The organism is Stenotrophomonas sp. DR822 (assembly GCF_019793815.1).
In the GTDB taxonomy this organism is placed as follows: Bacteria; Pseudomonadota; Gammaproteobacteria; order Xanthomonadales; family Xanthomonadaceae; genus Stenotrophomonas; species Stenotrophomonas indicatrix.
Genome location: NZ_CP081826.1, coordinates 2,259,365 through 2,272,834 on the forward strand (window position 1 = coordinate 2,259,365; position 13,470 = coordinate 2,272,834).

At 68.2% G+C, this 13,470-nt stretch carries 10 protein-coding genes; 5 read left to right on the plus strand and 5 right to left on the minus strand.

The window, feature by feature from the left end; translation table 11 throughout:
• The first annotated feature begins 144 nt into the window (after positions 1 to 144).
• Positions 145 to 1,668, plus strand: a complete 1,524-nt coding sequence (locus K5K93_RS10430) for a hypothetical protein (protein WP_222387824.1) — start codon at positions 145 to 147, stop codon at positions 1,666 to 1,668.
• Between the two features lie 7 nt (positions 1,669 to 1,675).
• Here the strand turns inward: K5K93_RS10430 and K5K93_RS10435 are convergent, their stop codons facing one another.
• Together K5K93_RS10435 and cycA are read right to left on the minus strand one after the other, a co-directional pair.
• Positions 1,676 to 2,452 carry a lytic transglycosylase domain-containing protein gene (locus tag K5K93_RS10435; protein ID WP_222387825.1) on the minus strand — a complete coding sequence of 259 codons (777 nt, stop codon included), beginning with the start codon at positions 2,450 to 2,452 and terminating at the stop codon, positions 1,676 to 1,678.
• A 400-nt stretch (positions 2,453 to 2,852) separates the two neighbouring features.
• On the minus strand, positions 2,853 to 4,226 hold the full coding sequence (gene cycA / locus K5K93_RS10440; protein WP_222387826.1) for a D-serine/D-alanine/glycine transporter: 1,374 nt from the start codon (positions 4,224 to 4,226) through the stop codon (positions 2,853 to 2,855).
• A 228-nt stretch (positions 4,227 to 4,454) separates the two neighbouring features.
• Between cycA and K5K93_RS10445 the strand changes: the two genes are divergently transcribed.
• The gene (locus tag K5K93_RS10445) at positions 4,455 to 6,074 is read left to right on the plus strand and encodes an EAL domain-containing protein (RefSeq protein ID WP_222387827.1); all 1,620 of its coding nucleotides are present in this window, start codon (positions 4,455 to 4,457) and stop codon (positions 6,072 to 6,074) included.
• 168 nt (positions 6,075 to 6,242) lie between these two features.
• Here the strand turns inward: K5K93_RS10445 and K5K93_RS10450 are convergent, their stop codons facing one another.
• Together K5K93_RS10450 and K5K93_RS10455 are read right to left on the minus strand one after the other, a co-directional pair.
• Positions 6,243 to 7,427, minus strand: a complete 1,185-nt coding sequence (locus K5K93_RS10450) for an MFS transporter (protein ID WP_222387828.1) — start codon at positions 7,425 to 7,427, stop codon at positions 6,243 to 6,245.
• Positions 7,424 to 8,602, minus strand: coding sequence for a serine hydrolase domain-containing protein (locus K5K93_RS10455; protein ID WP_222387829.1), 1,179 nt, complete (start codon positions 8,600 to 8,602; stop codon positions 7,424 to 7,426). The genes K5K93_RS10450 and K5K93_RS10455 overlap by 4 nt, the downstream gene beginning before the upstream one ends.
• Positions 8,603 to 8,830: 228 nt before the next feature.
• Between K5K93_RS10455 and K5K93_RS10460 the strand changes: the two genes are divergently transcribed.
• Together K5K93_RS10460 and K5K93_RS10465 are read left to right on the plus strand one after the other, a co-directional pair.
• The gene (locus K5K93_RS10460; protein ID WP_033830227.1) at positions 8,831 to 9,730 is read left to right on the plus strand and encodes a LysR family transcriptional regulator; all 900 of its coding nucleotides are present in this window, start codon (positions 8,831 to 8,833) and stop codon (positions 9,728 to 9,730) included.
• 166 nt (positions 9,731 to 9,896) lie between these two features.
• Positions 9,897 to 11,504 (plus strand): ATP-binding cassette domain-containing protein, encoded by a 1,608-nt coding sequence (locus K5K93_RS10465; protein WP_222387830.1) that lies wholly within the window; start codon positions 9,897 to 9,899, stop codon positions 11,502 to 11,504.
• A gap of 160 nt (positions 11,505 to 11,664) precedes the next feature.
• Here the strand turns inward: K5K93_RS10465 and K5K93_RS10470 are convergent, their stop codons facing one another.
• Positions 11,665 to 12,990 carry a GTP-binding protein gene (locus K5K93_RS10470; RefSeq protein ID WP_222387831.1) on the minus strand — a complete coding sequence of 442 codons (1,326 nt, stop codon included), beginning with the start codon at positions 12,988 to 12,990 and terminating at the stop codon, positions 11,665 to 11,667.
• 68 nt (positions 12,991 to 13,058) lie between these two features.
• On the opposite strand from K5K93_RS10470, the gene K5K93_RS10475 reads away from it, so the two are divergent.
• On the plus strand, positions 13,059 to 13,436 hold the full coding sequence (locus K5K93_RS10475) for a MerC domain-containing protein (RefSeq protein ID WP_140226302.1): 378 nt from the start codon (positions 13,059 to 13,061) through the stop codon (positions 13,434 to 13,436).
• The last annotated feature ends 34 nt before the right edge of the window (positions 13,437 to 13,470 follow it).

Consider the following 13,470-nt stretch of genomic DNA (forward strand, 5'->3'; position numbering starts at 1 on the left):
GGGTCAGACGATAGTCGCTGCACTCCCGGCTGCCAAGGCCGCGCCGCTGCAAATGCGGGGGTGCTTGTGGTGGCAGCCCTTTGCGGGTTCAAATCAACGCACTTCGCATTCAAATCAACGCACTTTCCAAGGATGGATGCCGCCATGTCCCGACCTACCCTGCCTCTCGCCGCGCTGCTGCTCGCCGTGCTGGCGGCAGCATCTGCACACGCCGTCGAGCCCCATCCCGAGGCGCCAGCGCAGGAGATTGCGGATACCCCATTTTCCGCCTACCAGCAACGGTGGGAGTCGGCGTTGATGATGGCCGGTAGCGGCAACATGCTGGGTGCCATGATCGCGTTCGAACGGCTGATGGACGATCCGTTGTTCGCCCGTCTCGAACCCGCCGTGCGTGGGCGCAGCGCGCAGATCGCCGGTGCCACCGCGTTGATGCAGGATGCCCCCGGCGTTGCCCGCCGCTACCTGCAGCAGGCACTGACCGCGCTGCCGAACGACCCGGCCACGCTGGCCACCCTGGTATCGGTGGAACTGGCCGAGGACAATACCGCCGCCGCAACCCTCCACCTGCTGCAAGCGGCCACCCATGCAGATGCCCCCGTGCAGGTTGATACGCAGACCGTCAGCTACCTGCAGTACACGCTGCGTGCGCAGCCGGCTCAACGCATGGCCCTGCTGAAGAGCCTGTTCGACAACCAGTGGACGGGGGATGGCGTTGAACCCACCGGCCTATGGCTGGTGCTGGCGACATTGCAGGTCGAGCACGGCCACAGCGCAGAGGCAGCTGCCACGATTGCCCGCATCGATACACCGTTGGAGGTGATCGCATTGCGCAGCGACAAGCGCTTCGACCGCTACGTCGATCGCCGCGATCCGCGGTTCGATCCGCAGCAGGTGGCACAGCGCAAGCTGGATGACCTGCGCGTGTCGGGCCTGCTCGACCGCCGCTTGAATGCCAAGCTGGCTGCGTTCGGCTTCATCCAGCTGATGGTGGGCGAGAACGAGCAGATCGTGCAGTTCACCGATGACATGGCGCGGATGGTCAGTGCCGGCCAGCGTCCTGCGGGTGAGGAGGCAACGTGGCTGGCGTGGCTGCTGGACTACCGCACGCTGGCACTGCGCCGGCTGGATCGCATCGACGACTCGGTGGCGGCCGCACGACTGACCGATGCGGTCGGTGCCCTTGGCCCGGACGCGGCCGAGCACCGCATGAACCTGGCCTTCATGCTGTCTGCCACTGGCCACGAACGCGAGAGCGACACCCTGCTTGCCGGCATGGACGGGCTGTCGCCCTTCGGGCTGGCGGCGCGCGCCTACCTGACCTTCGTGCATGCGCGCGAGAACAACGATCCGGCGGCAGCGGCGGCCGCGCGCGCGGAAATCGTCAGCCACCGCAAGGACGCACCCCAGATCCATATGGAGCTGCTGATTGAAGAAGGCGACATGGAGGCCGCCGCAGCCGCGCTGATAAGCCAACTGGAATCCGCAGAGGATCGCACCGACGCACTGCTCAGCCTGCAGGACATGCGCGTGTATCCCTCGCTGCCTGCGGAGCGGGTGGCCGACGAACGCTGGCGCGAACTGAAACAGCGTGCCGATGTGCGTGCCGCGATCAACCGCGTCGGCCGGATTGAGCGCTACCCTCTCTACAGCATTTCCACATCGCGCTGATCGCCGGTCATTTCGCCGGCACTTCGATACGGATGCCCATCGCCTCGCGATAGCGGGTGTACAGGGCCATCACCTTGTCCACATAGGCCAGGGTTTCGGCATACGGTGGCACGCCCTTGTAGCGCGCCACCGCACCGATGCCGGCGTTGTAGGCCGCCGCTGCCAGCGGGCGGTCGCCGTTGTAGCGACGCAGCAGCGCGCGCATATGGCGGGCGCCGCCGTCGATGGACTGCTGCGGCGAGAACGGATCGCGCACGCCATATTCCAGCGCGGTGTCCGGCATCAGCTGCATCACCCCCTGCGCGCCCTTGCTGGACACCGCCAGCGCGTCGAAATTGCTCTCGGCGTGGGCGATCGCCCGCAACCAGGCATCGTCCACGCCGGTGGCCTTGGCCGCCGCCTTGAACTGTTTTGCGTGCTGGGCCAGCTGCGGCTTGCCGACCTTGCCCAGGCCTTCATGCGCCGGTTCGCCCGGCGGTGTGGCCACGGTGAACTTCAGGAACACCCGCGAGCCGGGCAGGTTGCGGGTGGAATAGACAAGCTTGCCGTCCTGCTCGCGCTCGTACAGCACGCCACTGAACACGCCCATGTTGCCCCACAGGTTGGGAGTCTGCACGGCACTGTCGTCGATCTCCTTCGGCGTGCAGCGCGAGCCGGGCTCCGGTGCGGTGGCCAGGCTGACCGTGTTGCCCTGGACGCAGCGATAGATCGTGCGCGCAGCGGCCAGCCCCGGCCACAGGCCAGACAGCAGCAACAGCGCGACGAGGGCGGGACGGAGGGACATGGCGGCGGGATGATCCGGCTGCGGCCGCTAACACTGAGTGAATGGGGGTTCGGCCGGGCGGCGCCCGGCACCCGCAGACGCAACGGCCGCAGCAACAGCCGAAGCAACAGCAGAAGCTGGCTTCCTGAAGGTAGGCGGGGTGGGTCCGGTTGCGGGGGGCGCTGCAAGTACGTCCCTGTAAGCTCGGTCGCCGCATCCATGCGGCTCACGCCCCCGCAACCGGACCCACCCCGCCTTCGACAGATTTCCGCGATCTGGGAACGGTGTTCTGTGCTGCTGTTGCCGGGTGTCGACCACGCGGCTGTTGGTGGGTGTCGACCTTGGTCGATACGTGTAGATCCACGCCATGCGTGGATGGGACTCACCGAGGCCGTTGATCTGTTGGCGAGGGTCTTGCTGACTACTGCGCCATCTTCCGCCGCAGCCAATAGCCGGCGCCCAGCAGCACGAACCACGCTGGGCTGGCGATCAGCGCCTGGCGGGTGTCGGCCTGCAGGCTCAGCAGCACCAGTACCGCAGCAAAGAAGACCAGGCAGGCCCAGCACATCGCCACGCCACCGGGCATCTTGAAGATCGAGGCCGCGTGGCGCTCGGGGTAGCGGCGGCGGTAGATCATGTAGGCCACCAGGATCAGCGACCAGACGAAGATGAACAACACCGTCGCCAGGGTCGTCACCAAGGTGAAGGCGGTCACCAGGTTGGGGATCAGGTAGATCAGCAGGGTGCCGCCCAGCAGGCACAGGCAGGAAAACAGCAGGCCCCGTGCCGGCACTGCAGCGCGCGAGAGCTTGGACAGGCCACGTGGCGCGTGGCCTTCCTCGGCCAGCCCATACAGCATGCGGCTGGTGGAGAAGATGCCGCTGTTGGCCGAGGACGTGGCCGAGGTCAGCACCACGAAGTTGATCAGGCTGGCGGCGGCGGGAATGCCGGCCAGCACGAACAACTGCACGAACGGGCTCTTGTCCGGCACCACCTGCCGCCATGGGGTCACCGCCATGATCGCGATCAGCGCCAGCACGTAGAAGATGATGATGCGCACGGGGATCGAGTTGATCGCCTTGGGCAGGTTGCGCTCGGGGTCAGCCGTTTCCGCAGCGGTGGTCCCCACCAGTTCGATGCCGACGAAGGCGAACACCGCGATCTGGAAACCGGCGAAGAAACCCACCAGGCCCATCGGGAACATGCCGCCGTCATTCCACAGGTTCGACAGCGATGCGGTGTGGCCGCTGGGCGAAGTGAAGCCCCAGGCCACCAGTCCAGCACCGGTGATGATCAGCGCGCAGATCGCCACGATCTTGATCAGCGCGAACCAGAACTCCATTTCGCCGAACAGCTTCACCGTCACCAGGTTCAACGACAGCAGCAGCATCACGCAGGCCAGCGCCGGTTTCCACGCTTCCAGTCCCGGGAACCAGAACTGCGCATAGGCGGCGATGGCGATCACGTCGGCGATGGCGGTGACGATCCAGCAGAACCAGTACGTCCATCCGCAGAAGAACCCGGCCCACGGCCCGAGCAGATCGGTGGAGAAATCGATGAAGGATTTGTACTGCAGGTTGGACAGCAGCAGCTCGCCCATCGCCCGCATCACGAAGAACAGCATCGCGCCGATGATCAGGTAGACGAACACGATGGACGGGCCGGCCAGGCTGATGGTCTTGCCCGAACCCATGAACAGGCCGGTGCCGATGGCACCGCCGATGGCGATCAGTTGCAGGTGGCGGTTGGACAGGCTGCGGCGCAGGTGCTCGGGGGGCGTGGCGGGCTCGGTCATGGGCGCTGGAAGGGGCGGGTGAAGCATTCGACGGTAGTCCTCCCGCTGTCACAACGCCAGCGCCGGACGGCCCAGGGCCGTCAGCAATTGTCACTTTCACCACAATGTGACCCGTTACCGCCTTTGTCCCATTCCGCCCAGCCCTGCGCCGTGTTCATATACCGCCATCGCCCAAGGACCGGCCCCGCCCATGTGCCCAGCCCTGCACACCTCTCTGGAGCCCCGGTCATGAGCCGACTGCGGGTCATCATCGGCGGCACCGTCCTGGCCGTGCTGGCCGCTGCAGTGCCGATCGCGGTCATGGTCTATGCCACCTGGGACCGTGCCGTAAGTGTCGAACAGCAGCGGCTGCATGCCATCGCCGAGCGCAGCCTGCGCCGTACCGAAGTGTCCTATCAGGAAGCGCTGGCGGCATTGAAGTCGGCCGAGGCCACCGTGCTGCCGCCCTGCGGGGCCGAACACATCCAGCGCATGCAGACCCTGGTGATGACCACGCCGTCGTCGGACCAGATGGGCTACTTCGAGGGCGGCAAGCTGCGCTGCACGTCGTGGGGACCGTTCCAGCAGGATGTGGACCAGCCCACGCCGGACCACGTCACCAGCGATGGCGCCGGCATCACCGTCAACGTGCGCCCCGAGGCGGCTGGCCGACGGCCGATGCTGTCCATGATGTACGGGTCCTACGACGTGCTGGTCGACCCTCGGCGCTTCGTCGACGTCATCGTCGATCCGGACGTGCGGCTGGCCCTGGCAAGTCCGGATGGACGGTTGCTGAGCCAGCAGGATGGCATGGACCCTGACCTGCTGCAGCAGCTGCTGCGCGAACCTGGGGATGGGCTTGACCGCGACACCCTGTATGCCAGCGCGCGCAGCGGTGAATGGCTGGCGATCGCAACAGCGCCCCGCACCGCGCTGGCCGCCACCTTCCGGCAGCAGGCGTGGCTGTTCGTGCCGTTGGGTCTGCTGATGGCCGCCGCCGGTGCCGGCCTGGTGATCTGGCTGTCACGACGCCGGCTGTCGATGCGTGGCGAACTGGGCATCGCCATCCGTCGCCGCGAACTCTACCTGCACTACCAGCCCATCATCGAACTGGATACCGGCATCTGCGTTGGCGCCGAAGCGCTGGTGCGCTGGCAACGCCCCGACGGTACCCAGGTGCGTCCAGACCTGTTCATTCCCCTGGCCGAAGAAGCCGGGATGATTGCGGCCATCACCGATCTGGTGATCGAGAACGTGGTTGCCGACATGCGCGAGCTGCTGGCCGAGGATCGCACTGCACACATCGCGATCAACCTGGCCGCCGAGGACATCAGCAGCGGACGTGCGCTGAAGGTGATCTCCCAGCGCATGGCCGGCAGCGGCATCCTGCCGCAGCAGATCTGGCTGGAGGCCACCGAGCATGGCTTCCTCGACATCGACCGTGCCCGCACCATGCTGGCCGCGGCGCGGCGCGCGGGCCACAGCGTGGCCATCGATGATTTCGGCGTCGGCTATTCCAGCCTGCAGTACCTGCAGCAGCTGCCGCTGGATGCACTGAAGATCGACAAGTCCTTCGTCGATGCGATCGGCACCGAAAGCGCGACCAGCCCGGTCACGCCGCACATCATCGGCATGGCCCGCGAGCTGGGCCTGTGGGTGGTGGCCGAAGGCGTGGAAACCGAAGCGCAGCTGGCCTACCTGCACAGCCAGCACGTGCAGTTCGGCCAGGGCTGGCTGTTCTCGCGGCCGTTGCCGCGCGATGAGTTCATCGCCTTCCACCGCAAGCGCCAGCAGCAGTACGGTGCGGCGCGGGAGCACATGCAGAATCCGCGCAGCGTGCCGTTCGAGCGCGAGCAGGCGGGGGAGTAGCCGGCGAACGGCGCCGCCCCTCGTGGTGGGTCGCATAAAGCTGTTCGTGGGTTGGCCGGACACATTTCGTCAGCGCCTCACCGGGTCGCTACGCTCGCGCGCACTGTTGAGCTTCGGCCGGGGTAGTGCCGGCCGCTGGCCGGCAACCCCGTCACCCTTGATCGACCCCTACGTCCAGGCCTTCGGCCGCGCCCAGACCCACAGGCCGCACACCACCAGCAGCAGCAACGGCAGCCAGGCCAGGTGCTGGGCGCCGCTGGCCTGCAGCATCAGGCCGCCGCCGACGCCGCCGGCGGCGATGGCCAGGTTCCAGCCGGTCACCAGCATCGACTGCGCCAGGTCGGCGGCGGCACCGGCGCGGCGGGCCAGGGCGGTCTGGAACAGGGTGGGTACCGCACCGAACGCGACGCCCCACAGGATCGTCACCAGCAGCAGCACGCCCGGCACGCCTGGCCACAGCAGCAGCGAAGCCACCGCCATCACGAAGCCGATCACGCTGGCCCACACCAGCGCGCGCAGGTGGCGGTCCACGCCCCAGCCGGCGATGGCGATACCCACGATCGCGGCGATGCCGAATGCCAGCAGCAGCCGGTCCAGCCACGCCCCGGCGCCGGCCTGCACTGCCAACGGCTCGATGTAGGTGTACAGCACGTTGTGCGCCAGCACGTACAGCACCATCACCAGCAGCGTGCTGCGGATGCCGGGCATGCGCCAGACCGAGCCCAGCGACATGCGCCGGCCTGCACCGGCCGCCGGCAACGCGGGCAGCGCCCATCGGGCGTAGCCGAGCAGCAACACCGCCAGCACGCTCATCAACGCGAACGCCCAGCGCCACCCGATCTGCTGGCCCAGCAAGGTGCCGGCCGGCACTCCCAACGACAGCGCCAGCGGCGAGCCGATCATCGCTACCGCGATCGCCCTTCCCTGCAGTTCCGGCACCACCATGCGCGCGGCATAGCCGGCCACCAGCGACCACAGCAGGCCCGCGCCCACACCCGCCAGGAAGCGCGCCACCAGGGTCAGCACGTAGTCGTGGCTCAGCGCGGTCACGGTGTTGACCACCATGAAGCCGGCAATCGCCGCCAGCAGCAGCGGACGACGTGGCAGGCGCTGGGTCAGCGCGGTCATCGGCAACGCAGCCAGCACCGAGCCCAGTGCATACACGCTCACCAGCTGCCCTGCGGCCGCATCGCTGACGCCGAGACTTTCGCCCATCGGCCGCAGCACGCCCGCTGGCAGCGTTTCGGTCAGCAGGGTGATGAAGCCACCACCGGCCAGTGCCAGCAGCCCGCGCCACGGCAAGCGCGTTGCTTCACCCGCCGGAGCCCCTGCATCAATTGCGTGGCCGCTCATCGCAGCGTCTCCAGATCGGCGTACACCGCATCGCGCAGTTCATCGACAAACGCGCCATGCATGCCTTCGTACAGCGTGTTGGTCAGCGTGACCACGCTCAGGCCACGCGCCAGGTCCACGAACCAGCTGTGGCCGTAAGCACCGCCCCAACGCCATGTCCCTGCGGTCTGCGGTGTACCGCTGGCCGCTGCATCACGCAGCACCGCAAAGCCGAGGCCGAAGCCCCAACCCGGCGGATCAACCGGTCCCAGCTCGCCGACCTGCGGGGTTCCCATCTGTGCAACCAAGCTGTCCGGCAGCAGCTGCGAGGCGCGCACATCGCGCAACGCTTCCAGCACGGCCATCACCTCATCGGCACTGCCCACCAGCCCCGCGCCTGCCGACGGATAGCGGTGTGAGTCGGTCGCCCGCGCCACGCTGTATTCGATGCCCACCGATCCCTCGAACGCAGGCACCACCTCGCCCTCCCGCAACCGATGCGGCTGCGGCGTGTCACTGACATACGGCGTGGCCAGACGAGCGCCCTCGTCCGTGGCGAACGCGGTGTCGCGCAGGCCCAGCGGCTGCGCCAACAACCGGTCGAACAACACCTGCAACCTTTCGCCGGTGGCCGCTTCAGCCACGGCGCCCGCCACATCCACGCCCAGCGAGTACAGCCACTGGCTGCCCGGCGCGAACAACAGCGGTGCCTGCGCGATACGCTGCACGTTCTGCTGCAGCGTCACCGGGTTCGCGTCCATGCCATCGCTCACACCCGCCTGCGCATAAGGCCCCTGGGCATCGGCTTCCAGGAAGCGGTAGCCCAGCCCACTGCTGTGGCTGAGCAGCTGGCGCAGGTTGATCGGCGGGCGGCTGCCATCGGCCAGTGCCGGGCGGAACGCCGGCAACCAGCGCTGCACCGGCGCGTCCAGGTCCAGCACCCCCTCGGCTACCAGGCGCAGGATCACCGTGGTCAGCAGCGGTTTGCTCACCGAGGCCAGCCGGAACAGGTGGTCGCGGCGCATCGGCGTGTTCGATTCACGGTCGGCCAGGCCACTGGCGCTGGCGTGGCGCAGCACGCCGTGCTCGCGCACCAGTACCACCGCACCGACCAGGCGCTGCGGATGCACGGTCTGTAGCAGTGCGCTCACCGCGGGCAGAGCCGGTGCGGTATCAACAGGAAGGGCGAGTGTCATCGGGGTGATCCGTGGAGAGAGGCCCGCCACGGTAGGCAGCTCCGGCACCGGCAAAAAGCGGGGCGGGGCTCCGTGCATCATGGACCGCAAGGTCCGCAATCGGCATGATGCCCGGAACCACTGGGCCGCAGCGACCCTCCAGGCCCGCGCACCGCAGTGTTGCGCGGGCCACGTAAGCGGGCCGGACTGCCGCGCCCTACCCTGCCCACTTTCGCAGCGACCTTCCCCATGTCCGTCCTCGACAACCTGGCCAACCTGCAGACCTTCGTCCACGCCGCAGACACCCGCAGCTTCGTCGACACCGGCCGCGTGCAGGGCATCTCCGCCTCGGCCGCCGGCAAGTGCGTGGCCCGGCTTGAACACGCACTCGGCGTGCGCCTGTTCCACCGCAGCACGCGCAGCATCACCCTCACGGCCGAGGGCCAGCTGTTCCTGGCACGCTGCCGCCGCATCCTCGACGAACGCGATGCCGCACGCACCGAACTGGCCCAGCAACATGCAACCCCCAGCGGCACCCTGCGCATCAGCCTGCCGCTGGTGGGCGACCTGACCCTGCCGCTGATGGCCGAGTTCATGGCGGCCTACCCGGACATCCGGCTGGAGCTGGATTTCTGCGATCGCCTGGTCGATGTCATCGAGGAAGGCTTCGACGCCGTGCTGCGCGTTGGCGAGCCCAGCGATTCACGCCTCACCGCACGCCGCCTCGGGGTGTTCCCACGCCGCGTGGTTGCATCGCCGGCGTACCTGCAACGGCATGGCGTTCCACGCACGCCGGCCGACCTGCTGCAGCACCGCCTGCTGCACTACCGCTTCCCCAGCACCGGCAAGCTCGAGCCATGGCCGATCCTCTGGCCCGAAGGCGAAACAGCACAGGATCTGCCGGTGCACCTGGTCGCCAACACCATCGAAGCGCGGGTGGCACTGGCGCTGCGCGACGGAGGCCTGGCGTTCGTGCCGGTGCATTCGGTGCGCGATGCACTGGCCGATGGCCGGCTGGTCACCGTGCTGGAAGAGCACGTGCATTCCTGCGGCATCTTCCACCTGCTGTGGCCCTCCGGCCGCCACGTGCTGCCGAAGCTGCGGGTGTTCATCGAATTTGTCGGCGCCCGGCTGGATACGGTGCCGTAACCCAGCGCCACGGCCGCGACCATTCAGCTCGCGGCGCTATACTGCCCGCTCATTCCCCACCGAGGCTCGCGACCAATGCGCCAGTGATGCCGCCGTCTTCGCACTAGACGGCCCGACTCTTCCCGCCCCTGCGCGCAGGGGAGAACCAGGCATCCATGGAGGTCGCATGACTTCGCATTCCCTCACGCTCGATCGCGTGTCGTATCGGTTGGCCGATGGCCGACCGTTGTTTTCCGATCTGTCCTTTTCCTTTGAACCGGTGGCCACCGGGCTGGTCGGCGCCAATGGCGCCGGCAAGAGCGTGCTCGCGCGCCTGCTCGCCGGCCAGCTGTCGCCCGACGATGGCCGCGTGCACCGCAGTGGCCAGGTGTTCCTGTTGCCTACGCCGGGCTATCCGCCACGTGGCACGGTGGGTGAACTGGCCGGCGTCGGCGCCGAGCTGGCGGCACTGGCGCGCATCGAAGCAGGCAGCATCGATGAAGCCGATTTCGCCTGCGTGGGCGACCACTGGGACCTGCGCGAACGCCTGCAGCAGCAGTGGCAGGCGATGCAGTTGCCGACCGACCTTGATCCGGCGCAGCCCGCGTCCCGGCTCAGTGGCGGCCAGGCGATGCAGGTGGCGCTGTCCGGCGCGTGGGCCAGCGGCGCGGACTGGCTGATCCTCGACGAGCCAAGCAATCATCTCGACGCCCGGCATCGCCACCAGCTGTACGCACAGCTGCAGCAGTGGCAGGGCGGCCTGCTGGCCATCAGCCACGACCGTGGCCTGCTCGCGCAGATGGCGCAGATCGTCGAACTGGACGCGCACGGCCTGCATCGTTACGGCGGACCGTGGCAGCACTATGCCGACACACGCGCCGCCGAACGCGAGGCCGCCGCCGCGCAGCTGGAGCATGCCCGTGCCCAGCACCGGCAGCAGCAACGCAGCGCGCGGGAACAGAACGAGCGCCAGCAGCAGCGGCAGGCACGTGGCAACCGCGAAGCGCGCGAGGCCAACCAGGCACCGATCCTGCTCGGTCGGCAGAAGCAGCGCGCCGAAGCCAGCCACGGCCGTGCGCAGCGGATCCAGAGTGATCGCCTGCAGGCCAGCGCAGCGCAGGTGCGCGCCGCCGCTGCGGCAGTACACGTGACGCCAGAACTGGCGTTGTTCAGTGGCGAAGGCGAGCGTGGCCAGGCCCGCCTGCTGCAGGCGCACGATCTGGTGCTGCCGCATGGCTGCGACGCGGCGCTGCAGCTGGAGATCCGGCGCGGCCAGCGCATCGCCGTCGTGGGCGACAACGGCAGCGGCAAGTCGACGCTGCTGCGCGTGCTGGCCGGGCAGCTGGCGGCGCGCAGCGGTCAGGTGCAGCGGCATGCGCCGCTGGCCCTGCTCGACCAGCAACTGCTGGGGCTTGCAGGTGAACAGAGCATTCTCGATGCCGTGCGCGCTGCGAATCCCGCGGCCGATGCGGGTGAACTGCGTACGCGTCTTGCCCTGCTGGGCCTGGATGCGCAGCGCGTCCAGCGCCCGGCCAGCGGCCTCAGCGATGGCGAGCGGGTGAAGGGTGCGCTGGCCAGCGTGCTGTACGCCGATCCTGCCCCGCAGCTGCTGCTGCTGGACGAGCCGGGCAACGCGCTGGACCTTGCTGCGCTGCAGGCGCTGGAAGAGCTGCTGGCGGCGTGGCCGGGGGCGTTGCTGATGGTCAGCCATGACACTCACCTGCTGCAGGCCCTGCGGCCAACGCAGGTGCTGCAGGTCGGTGATGCAGGTTGGCGGTGGCGCGATGCGTTGTAGGGCCGAGCGGGTGCTCGGCTCCTGCAGGCATTCATCCACGCATGGCGTGGATCTACTACCAGCCTCTCATCCACGCGTGGCGTGGATCTACTGCCAGCCTCTCATCCACGCGTGGCGTGGATCTACTGCCAGCCTTTCATCCACGCATGGCGCAGACGCATCAACGCTTCCACACCGGGAACGCCTGCGGCATCTGCTGCCACAGCAAGGGCCCGGCCTGCAGCTCGGTGTCGTTCAGCAGGCACGCATCCAGGGCCGACCGCACCACACGCTCGTCCATGTGCACGCCGATCACCACCAGCTCCTGCCGGCGGTCACCCCACAGCGGATGCCACAGGCGTGCCATCGCCGAGTGCGCGGCCGCGTCCGGGAATTCCCGTACGTCCGGCAGCGGCGCGCTCCAGCAGTCGGCCTGCTGCCGGGCCCAGCCCAGATCGCTGTAAGGCAGCGGCGTTGGCGGCAGCAGCGGCGTGGTGTCCTCCTGGCCGGCGCGCACCCGCTCGCGCGCCGCATACCAGAAGCCCGCCGCCTGGGTGCGTGTGGCCGCGCCCACACTGTTCAACTCACCCACCCAGTCCATGCGGTTGGCCAGCCAGAACCAGCCCTTGCTGCGGATCACCCCGGGCATGCCGTGCTGCAACGTGCGCGCGAAGCGGGCGGGATGGAACGGCCGCCGTGAGCGATAGACGAAGCTGCCGATGCCGTACTCCTCGGTTTCCGGCGTGTGCTCGCCACGCAGTTCCTTCACCCAACCGGGGGCCTGCTGCGCGCGCTCGAAATCGAAGCGGCCGGTATCCAGCAGCTCGGCAAGCGGCACGTCGCCGAAACTGGACAGCAGCAGCTTCGCGTCGCGGTTCAAGCCGCGCAGCACGGCCAGCGTGTCCTGCAGCACCTCGTCGTCCACCTGGTCCACCTTGCTGACCACGATCACATCGGCGAATTCCACCTGCTCGCACAGCAGGTCGACCACGCCACGGTCATCATCCGGCCCCGCCTGCTGACCGCGCTCGGCCAGGCGCAGTGTGGAACCGAAATCGGCCAGGAAGGCACTGCCATCCACCACCGTCACCATCGTGTCCAGCCGTGCGATATCGCTCAGGCTGAAGCCGTGTTCGTCGCGCACCGCGAAGGTCGCCGCCACCGGCATCGGCTCGCCGATCCCGGTCGATTCGATCAGCAGGTAGTCGTAGCGGCCGCTGTCGGCCAGGCGCCGCACCTCCTGCAGCAGATCGTCGCGCAGCGTGCAGCAGATGCAGCCGTTGCTGAACTCCACCAGCGTCTCTTCGGTGCGACGCAGTTCGGCGCCGCCATCGCGCACCAGCTGCGCATCGATGTTGACCTCGCTCATGTCGTTGACGATCACCGCCACCCGCAGGCCATCGCGGTTGCGCAGGATCTGGTTGAGCAGGGTGGTCTTGCCGGCCCCAAGGAAGCCGGAAAGCACGGTGACCGGAAGGCGGCGGTCGACGCGGGAAACAGTGTTCATGTCGGAGCGGGCTGGCTGCGGAATGGAAATGTTACTGTATAACAATTGTCGCGCAAGGAACTCCCCGCATGAAGTCGCCCTCTGCCGCCCTGCTTGATGCCGGCGCCGTCGCCCTGTCCAGCCTGTGCCTGCTGCATTGCCTGGCCCTGCCCCTGCTGGCGGCCGCGCTGCCGCTGTTCGGCGTCTGGGCCGAAGCGGAGTGGGTGCACCTGGTCTTCGTGGCCATCGCGCTGCCAATCACCGGCTTGGCCCTGTGGCGCGCCGAACGCCGCCAACCGCTGCCTGCGCTGGCATGGCTTAGCGCGGGCCTGGGCCTGGCGCTGTTGATGGCCGGGGCGCTGGCACTGCCCTCGCACGCCTGGGAGACCCCGCTGACGGTCACCGGCAGCCTGCTGCTGGCCGCCACGCACCTGTGGAACGCGCAGCACCGGCACCGCAGAAGCTAGTGCCGGCCGCTGGCCGACAACTGCAGGCTACGTC